Below are 21,237 nucleotides of genomic sequence, written 5' to 3' on the forward strand. Positions count from 1 at the left end.
GGCTCCACAAGCGTTAACAAGACGTTGACATGCGAGCAATAAGAGCAAAACTCCAGGTCACAGCGCTGCACCTGCTCGCACCAGCTCCACGGGCACCCCGTTGAGGACCGCGTTGCCCGACAGGGGATCAAGGAGCGAGCCGTCGAGGAGCTGGTTGACGTTGACGCCGGGGTCGAGCGCGGCGTGGCTCATCCGGGTGCCCGGCCGGTCGTGTCCCCAGCCGTGCGGAAGGCTCACCACGCCCCGGCGTACGCCGTCGGTGACCTCGGCGGGGGCGGTGACCTCTCCCCCGGCGCCCTTGATCCGTACGGCGTCCCCGTCGGCGATGTCGAGGCGTGCGGCGTCCTCGGGGTGGATGTGCAGGGTGCAGCGGTTGGTGCCGCCGGTGAGGGCGGGGACGTTGTGGAGCCAGCTGTTGTTGGACCGCAGATGGCGCCTGCCGATGAGGACGAGGCCGTCCGGGCGCTCCCCGAGGGCCGCGCGGAGCCTCGGCAGGTCGCCGGCGATCGGGCCCGGCAGCAGTTCGATGCTGCCGCTGACCGTCTTGAGCGGCTGGGGCAGCCGGGGCCGGAGGGGCCCGAGGTCGATGCCGTGCGGGTGGGCGAGCAGCCGCTCCAGGTTCAGGCCGTCGGGGCGGGCGCCGAAGCCGTCGCCGTACGGGCCGAGGCGCAGCATCATGTCGAGCCGCCGTTCGGGGCCGCTCTCACCGGTGAGCAGGGCGGACAGTTCCTCGGGGTCCCGGCCGTGGACGGGCGAGTGGGTCTCCTTGACGGCCTTGCCGAGGGTCTGCCGGACGACCAGGTCGTCGACGGCGGAGCGGTCCGCGCCGTGCATGCCGGTGGCGGCGAGGGTCAGGCGCGCGAGGATCTCGGTCTCCGCCATGCGGCCGTCCTCCAGGGGCACGGCGGCGCGGTTGTAGCGGACCTGGTTGCGGACGGCGAACGCGTTGAAGGCGAAGTCGAAGTGCGGGGCCTGCGAGGGCGGGGGCGGCGGCAGGACCACGTCGGCGTGGCGGGCGGTCTCGTTGAGATAGGGGTCGACGCTGACCATGAAGTCGAGCGAGTCGAGGGCCTTGTCGAGGCGGTCGCCGTCGGGCGCGGAGAGCACGGGGTTGGCGGCGACGACGACGAGGGCGCGGACGGGGCTGCCTTCGGGGGTGGCGGTGTCGATCTCCTCGGCGAGCGCGGACAGCGGCAGTTCGCCCTTGGCCTCGGGGTGACCGCTCACCCGGCTGCGCCACCGGCCGAGGGCGAAACCGCGGCCGGGTCCGGCGGGCCGGGGTGTCCTGTCCGTGGCGGAGTGGGGGAAGAGGGCGCCGCCGGGCCGGTCGAGGTTGCCGGTGAGGATGGTGAGGACGTCGACCAGCCAGCTGGCGAGAGTGCCGTGCGGGACGGTGCAGCTGCCGATGCGGCCGTAGACGGCGGCGGTGGGCGCGGCGGCGAGGTCGCGGGCCATCGCCCGGATCGTGCCGGCCTCCACGTCGCAGGCCCCGGCGACGGCCTCGGGGGTGAACTCCCGGACGGCCTCGGCGAGTTCCTCGACGCCCAGGACGACGGGTGCGAGGTCGCCGAGGTCGACGAGGTCCTCCTCGAACAGGACCTGGGCCATCGCAGCGAGGAGCAGCGCGTCCGTGCCGGGGCGGATCGCCACGTGCCGGTCGGCGAGCTTGGCGGTGCGCGTCCGTCGCGGGTCGACGACGGTGAGGGTGCCGCCGCGGGCCTTGAGCGCCTTGAGCCTGCCGGGGAAGTCGGGGGCGGTGCACAGGCTGCCGTTGGACTCCAGCGGGTTGGCGCCGAGGAGCAGCAGGTGGTCGGTGCGGTCGAGGTCCGGTACGGGGATGGCGTGGGCGTCGCCGTACAGCAGTCCGCTGGAGACGTGCTTGGGCATCTGGTCGACCGTGGAGGCGGTGAACAGGCTGCGGGTGCCGAGCCCGGCGAGGAGGACGGGCGGGTAGAGGGCGCCGGCCATGGTGTGCACGTTGGGGTTGCCGAGGACGACGCCGACGGCGTGCGGGCCGTGCGCCTCGACGACCGGTCGCAGTCCGGCGGCGACGGCGTCGAAGGCCTCCGACCAGGTGGCCTCCCGCAGTTCCCCGTCCTCGCGGACCAGGGGGGTGCGCAGCCGGTCGGGGTCGCCGTCGGCCGCGCCGAAGGAGGCGCCCTTCGGGCAGATGAACCCCTTGCTGAACACGTCGTCCCGGTCGCCGCGGGCCCGGGTGACCCGGGTGCCCTCGATGGTGAGGGTGAGCCCGCAGGTGGCCTCGCAGAGCGGGCAGATCCGCAGGGCGGTGCGGGAGTCGGGGGTGGTGGACACGGGTCCCTCCCGGAGGGCGACGGCGATGACGCTCGGACGGGCGCCGCGCCCACGGGGGCGCGGCGCCGCAGCCGAGCATACCGACCGGTATGCATCAGCGGGAGGGGCGAGCGGGGCCGGGTCGGACCGGGTCAGTCCAGGACGCGCGCGAGATAGGCCCGCAGCAGCTGCCGCGTCTCCTCGATGATCCGCGGGTCGCCCTCGGGGGAGACCCGGAAGGAGAGATGGACGAGGGTGTCGGCGGTCTCGACGGCGATGAGGAAGGTGCGCCGGAGGTCCTCGTCGGGGGTGCGGCCGATGTAGTCGGAGAGCAGCTCCGAGAGGCGGTCGGCGACACGGGTGTTGGGTTCCTGCCGGCTGCCGCCGACGGGGATCTGGTTGCCGAAGTCGATGAGAGCGAAGCCGGGGGCGTGGCGCTTCATGTCGAGGTACTCGTCGAGGACGGCGTCCATGGCGGTGCGCCAGTCCCGGCCGCCGTCCGCGCCCTCCAGCCGGCGTCCGACGCGTTCGGTGAAGCGGGCGAGGTTGCGTTCGGCGAGCGCGTCGGCCATCGCGCGCTTGTTGCCGAAGAAGCGGTAGACGGAGCCGATGGGCACACCGGCGCGCAGCGCCACGGCACGGGTGCTCAGCGCGTCGTAGCCCACCTCGTCGAGGAGTTCGGCGCAGGCGTCGAGGATCCTGGTCAGTCGTTCGGCACTGCGCCGCTGCACGGGTGCGCGGCGCAAGGAGGCCGCCTGGGACACGGGCTTCATGATGCCTTTCCGCCGAGGTCCGATGAGCTTCCGGATACAGGTACGGCCGGTACCGCCACTCCCCCCTCAGCGGTCGAACGCGGCGGACGACGAACATCCGCACGTCCGGGCCCTGCCGGGAGCGTAGAGCACCGCACCGACAAGACGGAGCCACCCCGGGTCCGGTTCTCCGCCGCGACCCGACGGCACCCGATGGGGCGACACGAGACACCGCGGCTTGCCGCTCCCCGGCCACGACCCTCTTGCGCCCGCCCGGCCCGAATCCTACGGTGATGCATAGGAATCAGGAGCGCGAGGGAGCGATCATGAGCGGGGACGCGAGGAAGACGGCCGAAGGGCTGGAGTACCTCTCCGGTTTCGGCAACGAGCACGCCTCGGAGGCGGTCCCGGGCGCGCTGCCCCAGGGCCGCAACTCGCCCCAGCGCGCCCCGCTCGGCCTGTACGCGGAGCAGCTCAGCGGGACCGCCTTCACCGAGCCGCGGGCGCACAACCGCCGCTCCTGGCTCTACCGCGTCCGCCCGTCGGCCGCGCACCCGGCCTTCACCCGCGCGGACAACGGCACACTGCGCACGGCCCCCTTCACCGAGACGGTCCCCGACCCCAACCGGCTGCGCTGGAACCCCCTGCCGGAGCCCCCGGCCGGCACGGACTTCCTCGCCGGCCTGTGGACGCTCGGTGGGAACGGCGACGCGGCCCAGCGCTCCGGCATGGCCGTGCACCTGTACCACGCCACGTCCTCCATGGAGCGGGTCTTCAGCGACGCCGACGGCGAGCTGCTGATCGTGCCGGAGCGCGGCGGCCTGCTCCTGCGCACCGAGTTCGGTCTCCTCCACGCGGAGCCCGGCGAGGTCGCCCTGGTCCCGCGCGGGGTCCGCTTCCGGGTCGAGCTCCTCGACGCCACCGCCCGCGGCTACGTCTGCGAGAACTACGGCGCCGCCTTCCGGCTGCCGGACCTCGGCCCGATCGGCGCCAACGGCCTCGCGAACCCGCGCGACTTCCGGGCGCCGGTGGCGGCGTTCGAGGACGCGGAGGGGCCGGTGGAGGTGGTGAACAAGTTCTGCGGGAACCTCTGGACGGCCACCTACGACCACTCACCGCTGGACGTGGTCGCCTGGCACGGCACCTACACGCCGTACGTCTACGATCTGCGCCGGTTCAACGTCATCGGCTCGATCTCGTACGACCACCCGGACCCGTCGATCTTCACCGTGCTGACCTCGCCGTCGGACACCCCGGGGCTGGCCGGTGTGGACTTCGTGGTGTTCGCGCCGCGCTGGCTGGTGGGCGAGGACACCTTCCGGCCGCCGTACTTCCACCGGAACGTGATGAGCGAGTACATGGGCCTCATCGAGGGCGCGTACGACGCCAAGACGGCCGGAGAGGGGGGCTTCGTGCCCGGTGGCGGCTCCCTGCACCCGATGATGTCCGCGCACGGCCCCGACCGGGAGACCTTCGACCGGGCGAGCGCCGCCGAGCTGGTGCCGCAGAAGGTCGACGACGGGCTTGCCTTCATGTTCGAGACGCGGTGGCCGATCCTGACGACCGCGCAGGCGGCCGGGGCGGACCATCTCCAGCAGGGGTACGACGACGTGTGGTCGGGCCTCCACCGGCACTTCGGTCCGTTGCGCTGAACGCGCCGGGCCGGGTACGGATAGCGTCGTGACCTCCTTCGCCCCGGACTCGATCGTCCTGAACCGCAAGCTGCCTCTCTGGTATCAGGTCTCGCAGTCCCTGCGCGCCTCGATACTGGGCCGGTCGCCCCACGATCCGCTGCGCCTGCCCACCGAGGAGCAGTTGGCCGGGCACTACGGGGTGAGCGTGCTGACCATGCGGCAGGCGCTGAAGGAGCTGGAGGACGAGGGGCTGATCAGCCGGCACCGGCGGCGCGGCACCTTCATCGAGCCGAGTGCGCGACGGGGCACGCCCGTGCGGCTGCTCGGCTCGGTGGACGCGATCGTGGCCCAGCAGTCCGGTATGACGACCGAGCTGCTGGACCAGGGCAGCACCCCCCTGTCGGGTGAACTCTCGGACTACTTCCCCGACTTGACGGAGGTGGCCACCTACCACCGGCTGCGCGGCGACGAGCGGACGGGCGAACCGACCAACCACGCCCGCAACTACGTCCGTCCCGAGCTGGCCGAACGCATCGGCCGGGAGGACCTGCTGCGCTGGCCGATGACCAAGGTGCTCCGGGACGCCGTCGGCGTGGCCATCGGCCGGATCACCGACACCGTCGAGGCACGCCTCGCGGACCCGGAGACCGCCCGCCTGCTCCAGATCCCCCTGCTCAGCCCGATCCTGCACTACACGGGCGTCACCTACGACGAGGCGGGCCGCGTCCTGGACGTCGCGGTCATCCACTACCGCGGCGACCGCTTCTCCTTCACGGTCACCCTCGACGCCCACTGACGAGGCCGTACGATGCCCAGCGTGACGCACGACGACGCTCCGCTCCTGGCGGACCTCATGCCGTGGTCCGTCGCACCGCCCCGGCTGGGCCGGGCGTGGCCGGCGGCGCCCGACGCGGCGTCCCTCAGGGCCCGCTGGGACGCGTTGACGAAGGCGGAGGGCCCGGACCGCGAGGCCCTGTTCGTCCCGACCCGCTCCCGCACCCTCACCTCCGCGGTCCCGGGGCTGCCGGGCCGGTCCGGCGGCACCGGCCGGCTGGTCCGCGAGTCGGGCCCCTGCCCGGAGCCGGTACGGGTGCTTGCCGCACCCTTCGACGAGCAGTGGCTCCTTGCCGACCACCGCCTGATCGACGCGGCCCGCCCCGAGCTGTGGCGGGTCGCGGACGAGCGCCAGGTGTTCGTGGTGGAGCAGACGCCCGCGCCCGAACCGTCCGGGCCGCCGCTCCTCGCCACGGCGGTGCTGCCGCTGGCTCCCCCGCACGGTCCGCGCGCAGGCCGGGTCCGCCCCCTGTACCGGCGGCCCGACGGCCGGGAACCGAACCTGGCACCGGGCCTCACGGAGTTCCTCGCCGACCGCGTCGGCGCCGACCTGGTCGACCCCGTGGACATCCTCGGCTGGATCCTGGTGACGGCGCATCCGGGCCCGCGGGGCATCGAGGTCCCGCTCACCGCGGACCCCGACGTCTGGTCCCGGGGCGTCGGGCTGGGCCGCCGCGCCCTCTGGCTGATGCGCCGCGACGGCGACCGCCCCAAGCTCCCCGGAGGCCGGCGCCCCTACGTCCGCGCCCCGTTGCCGGCCCGCCCCGTGGAGCTGCGCTACGACCCCGACGAGGAGGCGCTCCTGCTCGACGAGGGCCGGGTCTCCCCGGTGCCCGCGGAGTCCTGGGACTTCCATGTCGGCGGTGTCCGCGTCCTCGACGCGTGGTTCGCGCGCCGCACGGAGCCCGCGGAACCGGGCACCCTGGAGGCCGTACGCCCGGCGACCTGGCCCCAGACCTGGACCTCGGAACTCCTGGAGCTGATCACGGTCCTGGCGCTGCTCGCCGAACTGCGGCCGCGGCAGGCCGCACTGACGGTGACGGACCCGCTCACGGCGGAGGACCTGCGCACGGCGGGCGTCCTGCCCGTCGCGGAGTCGGCGCGCAGGCCGGCGTCGGTGCTGGACCACGACGAGGAGGGCCCGGAGGGCCAGTTCACCCTGCTGTGAGCGAACCCGCCGCCAGGGCCCGGCGTCAGGGCGCGAACGAGTCCAGCACCCGGTCCAGCATCCACGCGAACACGGCCTCCAGGTCGATCGGCCCCGCGTCCTCCGTGAACGCCGCCGCGGTCGAGGAGCGTGCCGCGTGAGCGCGTTGGCGTACGACGGCGCGGCGATGCTCGGCCGCCAGTTGCGGCGGGCCCGGAACAATCCGGGGCTGCTGGTGCTCACCCAGACGATGCCGGTCTCGATGCTGCTGTTCTTCGGGTACGTCTTCGGCAGCGCCCTGGCCGTGCCGGGCGAGGAGTACCGGCGGTTCCTGGTGCCCGGTCTGCTGGTCGCGACGGCGGCCGGCGGGATCATGACCGGTATGTTCCAGGCTGCCCAGGCCACCCACCGGGGCGTGATGGACCGCTTCCGCACCCTGCCGATGAGCCGGGCGGCGGTACCGCTCGGCCAGGTGGCGGCGGATCTGGTGCTCACGGCCGCGGGGACGGTGCCGTTCCTGCTGGTCGGACTGGCGGTGGGCTGGCGGATCGAGGGCGGTGCGCTCGCCGCGGCCGGCGCGTTCGCCCTGCTGCTGCTGTTCCGGTGCACGGATCGGTGTCTTCCTGGGCCTGCTCACCCGCAGCGAGGAGGCGGCCGGCCGACTGGGCCGGGCCACCTTCCTGTTGCCGATGCTGTCCAGTGCGTACATCCCGACCTCGGGCCTGCCGGGCTGGCTGCGGACCGCCGCCGAGTGGAACCCGATCAGCGCGGTCACCACGGCGCTGCGCGACCTGTTCGGGAACGCGCCCGTGCCCGAGGGCGCCGCCTGGCCGGTGGCCCATCCGGTCGCGGGTTCGCTGGCCTGGTGCGCCGTCCTGGTCGCGGTGTTCGTGCCGCTCGCGGTGCGGACCTACGCGGCCGGACCCCGATGACCTCCGGCCCGTTCGGGGGACGGGCCGGACCCGGGTGGCCCCCGGACCCGCGCCGGCGGGGCACGTGACGCTCGGCACGCCCTGCTGACAACGGCACCCCGCCGGGGACATGATCCACGGCATGCGCTCACCGACCGGCAACGGCGACCCCCTGCCCCTCGACGGCCTCACCGTCGTCGCCGTCGAGCAGGCCGTGGCGGCCCCCTTCGCCACCCGGCAGCTCGCCGACCTCGGCGCCCGTGTGATCAAGGTCGAGCGGGTGGACGGCGGTGACTTCGCGCGCGGCTACGACACCGCAGCCGGGGGCCTCGCCTCCCACTTCGTGTGGTGCAACCGGGGCAAGGAGTCCCTCGCCCTCGACCTGAAGGACCCGCGCGGCCTGGACGTCGTGCGGCGGCTGGTGGCGGACGCGGACGTGTTCGTGCAGAACCTCGCGCACGGCGCCGCGGCCCGGCTCGGTCTGGACGCCGCGACGCTGTGCGCCGCGCACCCCCGGCTGGTCGCGGTGGACATCTCGGGCTACGGGGCGTCGGGGCCGTACGCGGACAAGCGGGCGTACGACATGCTCGTGCAGTGCGAGGCGGGGCTGGTGTCGGTGACGGGCACCCCGGAGCAGCCGGTGAAGGCGGGCGTCCCGGCAGCGGACATCGCCGCCGGGATGTACGCGTTCTCGGGGGTCCTCGCGGCGCTCGTCCGGCGGGGCACCACCGGGCGCGGCGGGCCGGTGGAGGTGTCGATGCTGGAGGCGCTCGCCGAGTGGATGGGGCATCCGCTGCACCACACCCTGCACGGCGGCACTCCCCCGGTGCGGACGGGTCTCGCCCACGCGGTGATCGCGCCCTACGACGCCTATCCGACGGCGGACGGCGGCCGGGTGCTGCTGTCGGTGCAGAACGACCGCGAGTGGCGGCGCCTCGCCGAACAGGTGCTGGGGCGTCCGGAGTTGGCCGGTGATCCGGCGTTCGCGACGAACCCGGCCCGGGTCGCGCACCGGGACCGAACGGACGAGGTGGTGGCGAAGGCGCTGGGGGTCCTGGACGCGGACGAGGCGATGGCGCGGCTGGAGGCGGCCGGGATCGCGTGCGCACGCCTGCGGGACGTGCGCGAACTGGCGGAGCATCCGCAACTGGCGGCCCGGGACCGGTGGCGGGAAGTGGGGTCACCGGTGGGGCCGCTCAGGGCGCTGCTGCCTCCCATCACGCTGCCGGGCGGGGACGAGGCACGGATGGGGGCGGTACCCGCGCTCGGTGAGCACACCGAGTCGCTGCTGCGCGCCGTGGGGATGACGGGCGACGAGATCGCAGCGCTGCGCCGGGACGGTGTGGTCGCCTGAGCGCGGGTTTCCTGCTGGAGGTCCTTGGCGTCAGCGGCTGCCGAAGAGCGACCGGCGCAACCGCCTCAGGGGTGCGAACAGCGAGACACGGCCGACGCGGGTGTCCTTGGCGGCACGCTTCTCGTGCGGGGAACGCGCCGTTATCTCGCGCATCAGCGAGGTCGCCTCGGCCGTCTCGCGCTGCGGCACGGCGGGGCCGCTCAGCACCGAGAGATGGCGGTCGAGGCGCGAACTGGTCGCGCTGCTCCCGCAGGTGATCGCAGGCACGCGCGCCCTGCGGACTGTTATCTGTTCCATGTCACTCCCCACCCGTTCGAGTCCACCCGGCCCGGGCAGCGTAACCATATCGCCCCATCCGGGCACTCGGGAATCACGGTCTGGGTATTCACCTACCCCGTAAGGGCGTTGTCGATTACTCTCCGAATCCAACTGATTCCAGGGCGAGTTGGACAATTGGCTGGCTGGTGGGCTGCGGTGACCCCCCGTCGGGTTCGACAGTCACGGCGAGTGACGTCGCGTCGGTGTCCAATCCGTTCGTGACCAAGGGCGTGTCGCCGTCGAAGAGACCCAGGGAGCGTGGTTGCACGTCGGGGCGCATGAGCCAGAGCTGGTGCACCCGGTCGCGCGGGAGGTCGTCGAATCCGGTGAGCGTCACGATCGCGGCCCCCTCCTTGGCGGAGGCGATCACTCCGATTCCCTGGCCGTCCGCGTCCTGCTCGCGGGTCGCCCGGGCGTCCGGCGCGGTGAGAACGTGGGCGATCTCACGTGACTGCGCGCGCTCCGCGTCCAGTTGGTCCTGTGTCCGGTTCGCCTCGACGGCGAAGAGCGACGCCACGACGAGCGCGCCGGCGGCCGTCACGGTGGCGAACGGCACGAACAAAGGGCGCATCCGGGGCGCACGGGCGCGTGCCTTCGGCGGCGGCGCGGTGCCCCAGACGTGCTGCGGCAGATGCTGCTGGGGCCTCGCCCGCGCCGGGGCTTCCTGGGGAGTGCTCCGTACGGCGGCGAGCACCCGGTCGCGCAGCGCGGCCGGCGCGGGGACGGCCGTCGACCAGGCGAGGCGGACCGCGTCCTCCGCCAGGGCGCGCACCTCGGCGGGGCAGCGGTCGCAGCGCTCCAGGTGCTTCTCGAAGCGGCGGCGCTCGTCGGGCTCCAGTGCGTCGAGGGCGTAGGGGGCGGCGAGCGAGTGGAGGTCCTCGCGGCGGAACAGGTTCATGCCGCGCCCCCCTCGGACACCCGGGCGCGGGGCGCGGTGGAAGCGAACGGGGCCTCATGTGCCGTGAGGCGGGTCAGGGCGCTCATGCGACTCCTCCCAGGCATTCGCGCAGCCGTGTGAGTCCGTCGCGCATACGGGTCTTGACCGTGCCGAGGGGCAGGGAGAGCCGCTCGGCCACTTCTCGGTAGGTGTAGCCGTCGTAGTAGGCGAGGGTGACCGACTCGCGCTGGCGCACGGTGAGCCGTCCCAGGCAGTGGCGCACCCACTGGCGTTCGAGGCCCGCCTCGACCTCCTCCGCGACCTGGTCGAAGGCGGTGTCGTAGGCCCGGCGGCCCTCGCGCTGCTCGCGCTCGGTGGCGGCGCGGGCGCTGCGCACCCGGTCCACCGCGCGCCGGTGGGCGAGGGTGAGGACCCAGGACAGGGCGCTGCCCCGGGCGGGGTCGAAGCGGCCGGCGGAACGCCAGAGTTCGAGGAGGACCTCCTGGGCCACCTCCTCGGACTGCGCGGGGTCGCGCACGACGCGGCGCACCAGACCGAACACCGGCCCGGACACCAGGGTGTACAGCTCCTCGAAGGCACGCTGGTCACCGCCGGCCACCCGGACCAGGAGTTCGTCCGCCTCCACTCGCTCCCCCTCGTCTCCGGCCGAGCACGGCCATCCCCGCGCGTAAGGCATTCGCAACCGACCCACCTCCGCATGGGGTTACGGATCAGCGTGCCGAAAACGCGGGTCCGCCGTCGACGAATCCGATCCGATCCGGCCGGACCGGGCCCTGACGGCTCCGGACCGCGTCGGGACAAGACCCAAACCAAGTCGGGACGAGGCCCGGACGGGGTCGGGAAGGGGCCCGGACGGGGTCGGGAAGGGGCCCGGACCGGGTCGGGACGAGGCCCGGACCGGGTCGGGAAGGGGCCCGGACCGGGGCGAACGGGTCAGGACGTGATCTCGATCGAGGAATCGCGCTGTCCGCTGAGACAACCCTTCAAACGCGCCGTAAGAACGTTTGGGATTCGACCAATCCACCCTGCCGATCGCTCCGAATGGCGTTCGTCAGGCAAGTTGGGACAGAGGACGGACGGCATGACGACACCTACTTCCAAGAGCGGCGCGGGGCGGCGGAGCATCGCGTCCCTCATCTGTGCTTCGCTGGCCGCCGGAGGGCTCGCGGCCGCCGGCGTCACCGTGCTGGAGCCGGGGGCCGCGTCCGCCTCCAGCCACCGCGAGGCCCCGCTGATCTCGGGGGAGCCGCAGTTCGACAACACCGACGTGTACGCGTTCGTCAGCCCGGACCGCCCGGACACGACGACGATCATCGCGAACTGGATCCCCTTCGAGGAGCCGGCGGGCGGTCCGAACTTCTTCCCGTTCTCCGAGGACGCCCAGTACGACATCCGCGTCGACCAGGACGGAGACGCGAAGGAAGACCTCATCTTCCGCTACACGTTCGACACCAGGACGAAGAACGACCGGACGTTCCTGTACAACACGGGGGTCGTGGAGAGCCTGGACGACCCGGACCTCAACATCACGCAGACGTACGACATCGAGCTGATCAAGCTGCGGGACCGCCGCGCGGTGTCCCGGACGAAGCTCGCCGACGACGTGCGGGTGGCGCCCTCCAACGTCGGCAAGGCGTCGATGCCGAACTTCAAGAAGCTGCGCGACGAGGCCGTCTACAAGACCGCGAGCGGGGTCACGACGTTCGCCGGCCAGGCCGACGACCCGTTCTTCCTGGACCTGCGCGTCTTCGACCTGCTGTACGGCGGTGACCTCTCCGAGGTCGGGCGGGACACCCTCAAGGGCTACAACGTCAACTCGATCGCGCTCCAGGTGCCGAGTCAGGCGCTCGCCTACTCCAAGGACCAGCCGATCGTCGGCATATGGTCGACGACGCAGCGCAAGGGCGCCAACGGCCGCTTCCACCAGGTGTCGCGCCTCGGCATGCCGCTGGTGAACGAGGTCGTCAACCCGCTGAAGGACAAGGACCGGTTCAACGCGTCCTCGCCCACGGAGGACGCCCAGTTCCTGAAGAACGTCACCGAGCCGGAGCTGCCGAAGCTGATCGAGGCGATCTACAAGATCCCCGCGCCGAAGACGCCGCGCAACGACCTCGTCGACGTCTTCCTGAAGGGTGTCGAGGGCCTCAACCAGCCGCCGCACGTGACCCCGTCGGAGCAGCTGCGCCTCAACACCTCCATCAGGCCCACCGCGAAGCCGAAGCGGCTCGGTGTCCTCGACGGTGACAACCAGGGCTTCCCGAACGGGCGCCGGCTCACCGACGACGTGATCGACATCGCGCTCCAGGTGGTCGAGGGCGAGCTGGTCGGCGCCAAGAACGACCTGGGCGACGCGGTCGACAAGAACGACAAGAAGTTCGGCAAGTCCTTCCCGTACGTCGGTCTGCCCACGGCCGGTTCGCGGGGCAAGACGGTGAAGGGCAACACCACCAACAACGTGCGCAGCGCGCTGGGCGGTGGCGTCGAGACCGGCACGGACGACACCGCGCTGATCGCGGCCTCCGCGGGCGCCGGCGCGGTCGGTGTCCTGCTGATCGGCTCGGGCCTGCTGTGGTGGCGCCGCCGGAACGACCGCGCCTACTACTAGGACGTATTTCGAAAGTCCCGTCTGCCCTTCGGGCAGACGACGCTCCTTTCGAAACACGCCCTGGGCCCGTCCCGGCCGGGCCCCACGGGGCCCGGTCCACCGACCGGCGCGGTCCGCTCGTATCCATCCCCCACGGCGCGGGCCGCGCCCCCGACGTCACCACCGTTGCTCGGCAAGGACTTTGAGGAGAGGGCATGTCCCCGCGTACGAACGACAACGCGTCGCAGGACGGACGTCCGCGCCCCGACGAGGGGGCTCCCGAGGCCGACGGGCACGAGAGCGTCGAATCCGCCGCGGAGTCCGGTGCCCGGTCCGGTACCGCGAGCGGTGCGGAGTCCGCGAGCGCGTCGCATGCCGCGAGCGGTGCGGAGTCCGCCGGCACGACGCATGCCGTGTCCGCCGCCGAGTCCGGCGCCGGGTCGGCTGCCGGTTCCGGCGGCATGGCGCCGGTCCGTGAGCCCGTTCGTGAGCCCGCCCGGGGGCGGCTGCTGCGGCTCACGGCGTGCGCGGCCGCGCTGGCCGTCGCGTTCACCGGGTTCGCCGTCGCGCTGGGCGCCCGGGACGACGACCGTACGGTGGCTCTCTCCTCCTCGGCGGGGCTCCCGGCGGCACAGCTCGCCGGCGGGGACCTCGACACGTCCGTCAAGGCGTTGCAGGCCCATCTCAAGGCGCAGCCGAAGGACTTCGGTTCCTGGTCGACGCTCGGCCTCGCCTATGTGGAGCAGGCCCGCACCAAGGGCGACCCCTCCCGCTACCCGCAGGCCGAGAAGGCCCTGAACCGTTCCCTGAAGCTGCGCCCGGACAACGACCCGGCGCTGGCCGGTCTCGCCGCGCTCGCCGCGGCCCGGCACGAGTTCGAGGACGCACTGCGCTACGCGGACCGGGCGCTGAAGGAGAACCCGTACAGCGAGCGGGCGTTGTGCAGCCGGATCGATGCCCTCGTCGAACTGGGACGCTACGACGAGGCGTTGAAGGCGGCGAAGCTCGCCGACACCCGCCGCCCCGGCATCCCCGTGTTCACCCGCTACGCCTATGTGCACGAGCTGCGCGGCGACGTGCGGACCGCCCGCCGCGTCCTGCGGCAGGCGCTCGACTCGGCCGTGACGCGGGGCGACATCGCCTACGTGGCCACCCAGCTCGGCCAGCTCGCCTGGAAGCAGGGCGACGTCAGGACGGCGCTCGACCACTACGCGCGCGCCCTGGGCGCCGACGACACCTACCTGCCCGCGCTGGAGGGCCGCGCCCGCGCCCAGGCCGCGAGCGGCGACACCACCGGCGCCGTCCGCGGACTCGAACAGGTCGTGTCCGCCTACCCGTTGCCGGGCCCGCTGGTCCTGCTGGGCGAGCTGTACGAGCAGAAGGGCGACACGTCGGCGGCCCGCGAGCAGTACGCGCTGGTGAACGCCTACACCGCGATCGCCCGCGCCAACGGCGTCAACGCCGACCTGGACACGGCGCTCGCCGCCGCCGACCACGGTGACCGGAAGGCGGCCCTGCGCGCGGCCGAGGCCGAGTGGAAGCGCCGTGAGACGGTCCACACGGCGGACGCCCTCGCCTGGGCGCTGCACGTCAACGGCCGCGACGAGGAGGCCCTGCCGTACGCCAGGCGGGCCACCGCTCCCGGCTACGAGGACGCCACGTTCCTGTACCACCGCGGGATGGTCGAGTACGGCGCCGGCGAGAAGAAGGCCGCGAGGGCCTCGCTCAGGGCGGCGCTCGATCTGAACCCCGGCTTCGCACCGCGCGGCGCCGCCGAGGCCCGTACGACCCTGAAGGCTCTGGAGGCCAAGTGATCGCCCCTCGGCGCCTGTTCGCCTCCTGCGCGGCGGTCCTCACCGCCGCCTGCGCCCTGGTGCTCGTGCCCAGCGGGACCGCGAGCGCGCACCCGCTCGGCAACTTCACCGTCAACCGGTACGACGGGCTGGTCGCCGCACCGGGACAGCTCGGGATCCACCATGTGGAGGACCTGGCGGAGATCCCCGCCACCCAGGCCGGCCCCGCCATCGAGCGGCAGGGCAGGGCGGGGTGGGCCCGCGAGCGGTGCGCGACGGCCGCCGGGGACACCGAGGTGACCGTCGACGGCCGGACCGTCGAGGTGACCGTCGTATCGAGCCGGGCCCAGGAGCGGCCGGGCCAGGCCGGGCTGAAGACGCTGCGTGTGGAGTGCCGGCTGCGGGCCCCCCTGCCGGACCGGGCCGTCGACGTGCGCTTCCACGCCGCCGTGGACTCCGGCCCCGGCTGGCGCGAGGTCACCGCCCAGGGCGACCGGATGACCCTGACCGGGTCGGACGTGCCGGAGGAGTCGGTGTCGGACCGGCTCACCGACTACCCCCAGGAACTGCTCCAGTCCCCCGAGGACACCGCCGTCGCGTCTCTCCAGGTGCGGCCCGGCGGTCCCGCGCTGGCGCAGCGCGAGGGCGACGCACCGGGGGCCTCGATCCTCCCGCGCGGGGCGGACCGCTGGACCCGGGCCCTGGACGACCTGGTCTCCAGCCACGACCTCACCCTCGGCTTCGGCGCGCTGGCCTTCGGCATCGCCCTGTTCCTCGGCGCGATGCACGCGCTCGCGCCGGGCCACGGCAAGACGCTCATGGCCGCGACCGCCGCCGCCCGCGACCGGGCCCGGATGCGCGACGTGCTCCCCATGGCCGCGTCGGTGACGATCACCCACACGCTGGGCGTGGTCGCCCTCGGCCTCCTGGTCCTCGCCGGTTCCGCCGCGGCCCCGTCCGTCATCACCTGGCTCGGCATCGCGAGCGGCCTCCTCGTGATGACGGCGGGCGTGACCCTGGCCCGCCGCGCCTGGCTGAACCGCAGACTCGCGCTGACGCCGGGGCACACACACGGCCACGATCACGACCACACGCACGGCCACGATCACGGCCACGGCCACACCCATGGGCACGGACACGGACACGGGCACCACAGCCACGACCACGGCCACGGAGGCGGGCACTCCCCCACGCACCACCACGCGGCCGAGCCCGAGCCCCGGAAGCAACTCGCCCTCGCCCACGCGCACCCACGCGCGCACGGGGAAGCCCACACCCACGACCACGGACACCGCCACGCACCCGGTCACGAGCACGCACACGACGGTGCCCACACCCACCCGCACGACCACGACCACGACCACACCCCCGCCCCCAAGCGCTCGCTCCTCGGCGGTGGTCTGACCCACACCCACGGTGGTGTCACCCACACCCACCCCACCGCCCCCACCCTGCGCGGCACGATCCTGCTCGGTTTCGCGGGCGGCATGGTGCCGAGCCCTTCCGCGGTGGTCGTGCTGGTCGGCGCGGCGGCGCTGGGCAAGGCGTGGTTCGGGTTGCTGCTGGTGCTGGCGTACGGCATCGGTCTGGCGCTCACGCTGACCGCGGCCGGGTACGCCGTGGTGAAGGCGGGCGGCTGGGCGGCGCGGGTGCTGGACAGGGGCCAGGGCCGGCTCGGCGGTCCCACCGCGGCGCTGGTCCGCCGCACCGTCCCGCTGGCGTCGGCGCTGCTGGTCGTCGTCCTGGGCGCGGCTCTGGTGTTCAAGGGGGCGGCATCCGCGTTCCTCTGAGCTACTTTTGGGGAGAAATCGCACGGAGTGCAGACGTCGCGCGGTGGCGAACGATGGGGGATGTCCGTGTCCGAAGTACCGGGCAGTGAACGTGTGATCGCGGGCCGCTACCGCCTGCTGACCCCGCTCGGCCAGGGCGGCATGGGGACGGTGTGGCGGGCCCGTGACGAGGTCCTGCACCGCGAGGTCGCGGTCAAGGAGGTGCGGGCCCCGGCCGGAATCCCGACGTCCGACGTCGAGCGGATGTACGCCCGGCTGGAGCGGGAGGCGTGGGCGGCCGCGCGGGTCGCCAACCGCAACGTGGTCACGGTGTACGACGTGGCCCTGGAGGACGGCCGCCCCTGGATCGTGATGGAGCTGGTGCGCGGCCTGTCGCTCGCCGATCTCCTGGACGCCGAGGGCCCGCTCACCCCGCAGCGCACCGCGCAGATCGGCGCCGAGGTGCTGGCCGCGCTGCGCGCCGCGCACGAGGCGGGGGTCCTGCACCGGGACGTCAAACCGGCCAACGTGCTGATGTCCAACGACGGTCGTGTGGTCCTCACCGACTTCGGCATCGCCACCGTGGAGGGCAGTTCCGCGCTGACGATGACCGGCGAGGTGATCGGCTCGCCGGAGTTCCTCGCCCCCGAGCGGGCGCTCGGCCGGACGCCGGGGCCCGAGTCGGACCTCTGGTCGCTGGGCGTGCTGCTGTACGCCGCGGTCGAGGGCAACTCCCCCTTCCGGCAGGACACTCCGCTGAGCACGCTGCGGGCGGTCGTCGACGAGGAGTTGCCGCCGCCGCGCCGGGCGGGCCCGCTGGCGCCGGTGATCGAGGGGCTGCTGCGCAAGGACCCGGCGGAGCGCATGCCGGCCGAGCGGGCCGAGCGGGACCTGCGGATCATCGGCGCGGGGGGCACCCCCTCCGGGGCCGACACGGTCGGGGCGGCCCCCTACGCCCCGACGGTGACCACGTCCCCGGCGGCGGACGGACGGACCCGGCGGGAGACGGCGGGGTTCGGGGCCCCGCCGCCGTACACGGGCGGCGCGGCCGCGGCGACGGGCCCCTCGGCGGTGCCCGCCGGTGCGCAGGCCCGTGACCGGCGGTCCCTGGTGTTCCTGATCGCGGGCATCGCGGCGCTCGCCCTCGCCGTCGCGGGACTCACGTACGCCTGGGCCAACCGGGACGACGGCGGGGCCGACGGCAACACCACCACCGGGGCGGCCACCTCGGGGGACGACCAGGGGCGGGCGAGCGGCGGCGGGACGTCCGGGGAGCCGAGCGACGAGCCCACCACCGAGGACGAGGGGACCTCGGACACACCGGACGACAGGCCGACGACCAGCCGGCCGCCGGCCCAGTCCGTGAAGGTGGTGGTCGCGGGCGAGGCCACCCACTACACGGGGGCCTGTCCGCCGTCCGAGAGCGACGCCCCGCGCTTCACGGCGACGTTCACGGTGGGCCGGGTGCCCGTGGAGGTCGAGTACCGCTGGGTGACCGCGAGCAGCAAGGCGCCGGACACCGAGTGGAAGACGCTGTCGTTCCCGGAGGGCGGCGGGAGGACCGAGCAGGACCGGATCGTCGTCACGACGTACGCGGCGGACACGACGTACGAGGACGAGATCAGCGTCGAGGTGCGCGGACCGGTGCGGACGAAGTCCAACTCCGTGGCGTTCTCCGTGACGTGCGAGGGCGAGCCCCCGGCCACGGGCGGCACCCCCTCGGTTTCGGGGGACCCCGGCGGCTCGGGCGACGGGGCCGGGGCCCCCGGCAGCGGGGTGGAGCCGGGGGCGTAGCGCCCGGCGTGCGGATCACGGCCCGGCCCGGACGTGGGACCGGGCCCGACCGGGCCGGCCCCGGGGAGCGGGGGGCCGGGCCGGTCGGGCGTGCTCAGGGCGTGCAGGACATGCAGGACATGCAGTACCGGCTCAGGACGTGCTCAGGGCCTGTCCGTGCGGGCCGTCGGCCGGTGTCAGGCCGCGTTCCTGAACACCGGCAGGTAGCCGCCAGACTGCCCCGCGGCCTTCGGGTGGTACGAGTCGCTGATGTTCAGCAGGTTGAGGCTGTTCAACCAGGGGTCGCCGGAGCACAGTTCGTGCCCGGTGAAGGCGGAGCGGACGTCGCCGAAGGTGAATCCGTGGTCGGCGGCGCGCTTGGCGACCGCGGTGTTGAGGTAGTCGGCCGCGTTGTTGATGGCGGAGCGCTTCGTCTGGGACAGCCCGGGGCAGGTGCCGCCCAACTGGTAGAAGCGGGGGTAGCCGAGCACCACCACGTGGGCGGCCGGCGCCTTGGCGCGGATGGCCGAGTACACCTTGTCGAGCTGGGCGGGCAGCGTCGAGTCGACGTACGCCTTGGCCGTGTTGATCCGGGATAGGCAGGAGCTGTCGGACTGGAGCACGCACGTGGTCATCACGTCGGCGAACCCGGCGTCGTTGCCGCCGACGGAGAGGGACACGAGCCCGGTTCCGGCGCCCAGCGGGCCGAGCTGACTCGCCAGAACATCACCCGTACGGGCGCCGGAGCAGGCCGTGAAGTCGAAGGAGGAGGGGGAGTTGGCGGCGGCCCAGAGGTAGGGGTAGGCCTTCGTGCTGCGCTTGCAGTCGCCGCTGGAGGAGATGTAGCTCCCGGCGCCGACACCGGAGGAGTAGGAGTCGCCGAGGGCCACATAGCCGGTGGCGGCGGCCTGTTCGGACGTCTGGGCAGCCGCGGTCCCGGTCAGGGTGGCGGCGAGGGCGAGGAGGAGCGAGGTCGTGAAGACCGCGAATCGGGAACGTCTCATGGAACCTCCCTTTAGCAGGATCTCTGTGTCAACCGTCGTAGCAACTACGCGGGTTGAACGGAAGTGTTCATGTCAATACTTTCGGGTCCCAACCGCCCCGAAGCCACCTCGTTCAACTCCCGTTGAATCGCGTACGTCTGGCATACGCATGACAAGACCCCAACCCCCTTGTGCCGCGCTTGCGCATCCGGCGACCGGAGGCCACGGGCCGCGGGCCGGCGACCCCCGCCGCCGCATCCGCGCCGGCCTCCCGCACGAGCGCGTGCCGTCGGGTTCCGCGTCTTGACTGCCCCGCGCCCGCTGAGCGACATTGAAGCCCGGCATCCGGCGCTTCGGGGGGCAAAGTCGCCACATGCAGACCTTGAGTACCAAGCCATCCCTGTCCGACAGCGGCGGGCCACTGCTCGCGGGCGTGGCCACGGCCGTGGCGGGGACCGGCGCGGTGCTCGCGTTCGCCGACGCGGACTCGGTCCTGCGCGGCCCGTTCACGCTGTTCTTCCTCCTCGTCGCACCCGGGGCCGCCATCGGGGCCGGGCTGCGCGGACTGGAGCCCTTCGGCCGCGTCGTGGCCTCCGTCGCGGGTGCGATCGCGGTGAACCTCCTCGTCGCCCAGGCCATGATCGCCACCCACTCCTGGTCGGTGTCCGGCGGGATCGCGGCCGTGACCGTGATCAGCTCGCTCGTTCTCCTGCTGAGCCTGGTACGGCGCGTGCGCGGCCGTACGGAGAGAAGACGGACCTGAGACGTGGACATCAGCGTGTACCGCCCAGGCGAACTGAGCGGCGCCGACCGGGCGGCGTGGACCGCCCTGCAGTCGAAGGCGCACCTCCACGGCGCGCCCGAGCTGGCGAACCCGTTCCTGTCCCCCGAGTTCGCCCTCGCCGTCGGCCGGTGCCGGCGCGGGGTGCGGATCGCGGTCCTGCGCGAGGGCGGCGAGCCGGCGGCGTTCTTCCCGTTCCAGAGAACGGCCGTCGGGGTGGGCCGGGCCGTCGGCCTGGGGCTGTCCGACTGCCAGGGCGTCGTCCACCGCCCCGGATTCACCTGGGACGCCGAGGCGCTGCTGCGGGCCTGCGGACTCGCCGTCTGGGAGTTCGACCACCTGGCGGAGGGCCAGACGCCGTTCGCGGACCACGTCACCGGGACCTTCCCGTCACCGGTCATGGACCTCGACGAGGGGTACGAGGCCTATCTGGGCCGACTGCGGGCCGGCTCACCGAAGTTCGTCCGCTCGACGCTCGCCAAGGAGCGCAGGCTCGGCCGCGCGGTGCGCGAGGTCCGCTATGTGCACGACGAGCGCGACCCCGGGATCCTGCGCACCCTGATGGCCTGGAAGTCCGCCCAGTACCGCAGGACCGGGCGCAGCGACCGCTTCGCCCACCCGTGGATCATCCGGCTCGTGCGGCAGCTGTTCCACACCCGCTCCGACTCCTTCGCCGGCCAGCTGTCCGTGCTGTACGCGGACGGCAAGCCGGTCGCGGCCCATTTCGGACTCCGCTCCGAGCGGGTGCTGACCTGCTGGTTCCCGGCGTACGACCCGGCGTTCGCGAGGTTCTCGCCCGGACTGCTGCTGCATCTGCACATGGCGGAGGAGGGCGCCGCGGACGGGATCGCCTACCTGGATCTCGGCCGGGGCCAGAAGCAGTACAAGGACTCCCTCAAGACACGGGAGATCTCCGTGTCCGAGGGGTGGGTCACCCGGCGCCACCCCGTGGCGCTCGGGCACCGGGCCCGTCGCGCACCCGTCCGGGCGCTGCGGAACGCCGTGCTGGCCAGGCCGGAGCTGTTCGCGTCGGCGGACAGGGCGTTGAAGCGGATGGGAAAAATCCGTTCAGGAACGTAAGTAACGGACACAACAACCAAAAAGTGAGGGCTCGCAGTAGGTCTTGCCATACCGGCTCAATCATCAATACCGTCTTACATCCACCCGCATCGGTCCGTCGACAGTGGTCCCAAGGGGAGGGCTCGAGGGGCGTGACGGTCCCGGCGCGGGGCGCGGTAGGGGGGTGCCGTGCTCGGTGACCGCACCGGTCGCCGAGTCGTGCCGCGCGACCGACTGCCGAGTCGCGACAGTCGGCCGGCTTCACCAGCTCACCCTGTCATGCATGCACCAAGGGGTCGATACGGAGATCGATGTCGCGTGCCGTGGGTGAGAACCCCCCTTTCGAACCGGACAC

At 73.1% G+C, this 21,237-nt stretch carries 16 protein-coding genes and 2 pseudogenes; 11 read left to right on the top strand and 7 right to left on the bottom strand.

The genetic code is table 11. From position 1 onward, the window contains the following. Positions 1-57: 57 nt before the first annotated feature. Positions 58-2,313 (bottom strand): molybdopterin oxidoreductase family protein, encoded by a 2,256-nt coding sequence (locus GSY65_RS06950; RefSeq protein WP_159766480.1) that lies wholly within the window; start codon positions 2,311-2,313, stop codon positions 58-60. Between the two features lie 131 nt (positions 2,314-2,444). Continuing rightward, entirely contained in the window at positions 2,445-3,065 is a 621-nt protein-coding gene (locus GSY65_RS06955) for a TetR/AcrR family transcriptional regulator (RefSeq protein ID WP_159766481.1), read from the bottom strand. A 305-nt stretch (positions 3,066-3,370) separates the two neighbouring features. Here GSY65_RS06955 and hmgA point away from each other — a divergent pair, with 305 nt between their 5' ends. Genes hmgA through GSY65_RS06970 form a run of 3 tightly spaced genes read left to right on the top strand, consistent with a single transcriptional unit; the run spans position 3,371 to position 6,680 of the window. Next, on the top strand, positions 3,371-4,696 hold the full coding sequence (hmgA, locus tag GSY65_RS06960; protein WP_159766482.1) for a homogentisate 1,2-dioxygenase: 1,326 nt from the start codon (positions 3,371-3,373) through the stop codon (positions 4,694-4,696). A gap of 28 nt (positions 4,697-4,724) precedes the next feature. Then, positions 4,725-5,474, top strand: a complete 750-nt coding sequence (locus GSY65_RS06965) for a GntR family transcriptional regulator (RefSeq protein WP_159766483.1) — start codon at positions 4,725-4,727, stop codon at positions 5,472-5,474. Positions 5,475-5,486: 12 nt separating this feature from the next. Next, on the top strand, positions 5,487-6,680 hold the full coding sequence (locus GSY65_RS06970) for a type ISP restriction/modification enzyme (RefSeq protein ID WP_159766484.1): 1,194 nt from the start codon (positions 5,487-5,489) through the stop codon (positions 6,678-6,680). A gap of 25 nt (positions 6,681-6,705) precedes the next feature. On the opposite strand, the pseudogene GSY65_RS06975 reads toward GSY65_RS06970, so the two are convergent. Further along, a pseudogene (locus GSY65_RS06975) lies at positions 6,706-6,804 on the bottom strand (TetR/AcrR family transcriptional regulator); the annotation flags it as partial. 12 nt (positions 6,805-6,816) lie between these two features. Between GSY65_RS06975 and GSY65_RS34475 the strand changes: the two are divergent. Next, positions 6,817-7,591: pseudogene (locus GSY65_RS34475) on the top strand (ABC transporter permease). A 109-nt stretch (positions 7,592-7,700) separates the two neighbouring features. Beyond that, a complete protein-coding gene (locus tag GSY65_RS06985) occupies positions 7,701-8,924 on the top strand; it encodes a CaiB/BaiF CoA transferase family protein (protein WP_159766485.1) in 1,224 nt (407 codons plus the stop codon). A gap of 30 nt (positions 8,925-8,954) precedes the next feature. On the opposite strand, the gene GSY65_RS06990 is transcribed toward GSY65_RS06985, so the two are convergent. The 3 genes from GSY65_RS06990 to GSY65_RS07000 all read right to left on the bottom strand — a co-directional run bounded on the left by GSY65_RS06990 (position 8,955) and on the right by GSY65_RS07000 (position 10,765). After that, entirely contained in the window at positions 8,955-9,221 is a 267-nt protein-coding gene (locus GSY65_RS06990) for a hypothetical protein (RefSeq protein WP_055541681.1), read from the bottom strand. 115 nt (positions 9,222-9,336) lie between these two features. Further along, positions 9,337-10,140 (bottom strand): anti-sigma factor, encoded by an 804-nt coding sequence (locus tag GSY65_RS06995; protein ID WP_159766486.1) that lies wholly within the window; start codon positions 10,138-10,140, stop codon positions 9,337-9,339. Positions 10,141-10,222: 82 nt separating this feature from the next. Continuing rightward, positions 10,223-10,765, bottom strand: a complete 543-nt coding sequence (locus GSY65_RS07000) for a sigma-70 family RNA polymerase sigma factor (RefSeq protein WP_159766487.1) — start codon at positions 10,763-10,765, stop codon at positions 10,223-10,225. Positions 10,766-11,221: 456 nt separating this feature from the next. Here GSY65_RS07000 and GSY65_RS07005 point away from each other — a divergent pair, with 456 nt between their 5' ends. The 4 genes from GSY65_RS07005 (at position 11,222) to GSY65_RS07020 (ending at position 18,080) form a co-directional block, all read left to right on the top strand. Beyond that, positions 11,222-12,745, top strand: coding sequence for a DUF4331 domain-containing protein (locus GSY65_RS07005; protein WP_159766488.1), 1,524 nt, complete (start codon positions 11,222-11,224; stop codon positions 12,743-12,745). A 194-nt stretch (positions 12,746-12,939) separates the two neighbouring features. Further along, a complete protein-coding gene (locus tag GSY65_RS07010; RefSeq protein ID WP_159766489.1) occupies positions 12,940-14,538 on the top strand; it encodes a tetratricopeptide repeat protein in 1,599 nt (532 codons plus the stop codon). After that, positions 14,535-16,307 carry a HoxN/HupN/NixA family nickel/cobalt transporter gene (locus tag GSY65_RS07015; RefSeq protein WP_159766490.1) on the top strand — a complete coding sequence of 591 codons (1,773 nt, stop codon included), beginning with the start codon at positions 14,535-14,537 and terminating at the stop codon, positions 16,305-16,307. Before GSY65_RS07010 ends, GSY65_RS07015 begins: the two co-directional genes overlap by 4 nt. Positions 16,308-16,367: 60 nt before the next feature. Further along, entirely contained in the window at positions 16,368-18,080 is a 1,713-nt protein-coding gene (locus tag GSY65_RS07020; protein ID WP_159766491.1) for a serine/threonine-protein kinase, read from the top strand. Between the two features lie 176 nt (positions 18,081-18,256). Here the strand turns inward: GSY65_RS07020 and GSY65_RS07025 are convergent, their stop codons facing one another. Beyond that, the gene (locus tag GSY65_RS07025; RefSeq protein ID WP_159766492.1) at positions 18,257-19,063 is read right to left on the bottom strand and encodes an SGNH/GDSL hydrolase family protein; all 807 of its coding nucleotides are present in this window, start codon (positions 19,061-19,063) and stop codon (positions 18,257-18,259) included. Positions 19,064-19,415: 352 nt separating this feature from the next. Between GSY65_RS07025 and GSY65_RS07030 the strand changes: the two genes are divergently transcribed. After that, on the top strand, positions 19,416-19,805 hold the full coding sequence (locus tag GSY65_RS07030; protein WP_159766493.1) for a hypothetical protein: 390 nt from the start codon (positions 19,416-19,418) through the stop codon (positions 19,803-19,805). 3 nt (positions 19,806-19,808) lie between these two features. Next, positions 19,809-20,903 (top strand): GNAT family N-acetyltransferase, encoded by a 1,095-nt coding sequence (locus GSY65_RS07035; RefSeq protein ID WP_159766494.1) that lies wholly within the window; start codon positions 19,809-19,811, stop codon positions 20,901-20,903. Positions 20,904-21,237 lie beyond the last annotated feature (334 nt).

It is taken from the genome of Streptomyces sp. HM190 (genome assembly GCF_009857135.1).
Classification (GTDB): Bacteria; Actinomycetota; Actinomycetes; order Streptomycetales; family Streptomycetaceae; genus Streptomyces; species Streptomyces heilongjiangensis.

Coding starts and splice junctions, on each gene's coding strand:
- hmgA (WP_159766482.1), top strand. CDS start 3,371: ATGAGCGGGGACGCGAGGAAGACGGCCGAAGGGCTGGAGTACCTCTCC.
- GSY65_RS07005 (WP_159766488.1), top strand. CDS start 11,222: ATGACGACACCTACTTCCAAGAGCGGCGCGGGGCGGCGGAGCATCGCG.
- GSY65_RS06970 (WP_159766484.1), top strand. CDS start 5,487: ATGCCCAGCGTGACGCACGACGACGCTCCGCTCCTGGCGGACCTCATG.
- GSY65_RS07020 (WP_159766491.1), top strand. CDS start 16,368: ATGTCCGTGTCCGAAGTACCGGGCAGTGAACGTGTGATCGCGGGCCGC.
- GSY65_RS06985 (WP_159766485.1), top strand. CDS start 7,701: ATGATCCACGGCATGCGCTCACCGACCGGCAACGGCGACCCCCTGCCC.
- GSY65_RS07010 (WP_159766489.1), top strand. CDS start 12,940: ATGTCCCCGCGTACGAACGACAACGCGTCGCAGGACGGACGTCCGCGC.
- GSY65_RS07030 (WP_159766493.1), top strand. CDS start 19,416: ATGCAGACCTTGAGTACCAAGCCATCCCTGTCCGACAGCGGCGGGCCA.
- GSY65_RS06990 (WP_055541681.1), bottom strand. CDS start 9,221: ATGGAACAGATAACAGTCCGCAGGGCGCGCGTGCCTGCGATCACCTGC.
- GSY65_RS07025 (WP_159766492.1), bottom strand. CDS start 19,063: ATGAGACGTTCCCGATTCGCGGTCTTCACGACCTCGCTCCTCCTCGCC.
- GSY65_RS06995 (WP_159766486.1), bottom strand. CDS start 10,140: ATGAACCTGTTCCGCCGCGAGGACCTCCACTCGCTCGCCGCCCCCTAC.
- GSY65_RS06955 (WP_159766481.1), bottom strand. CDS start 3,065: ATGAAGCCCGTGTCCCAGGCGGCCTCCTTGCGCCGCGCACCCGTGCAG.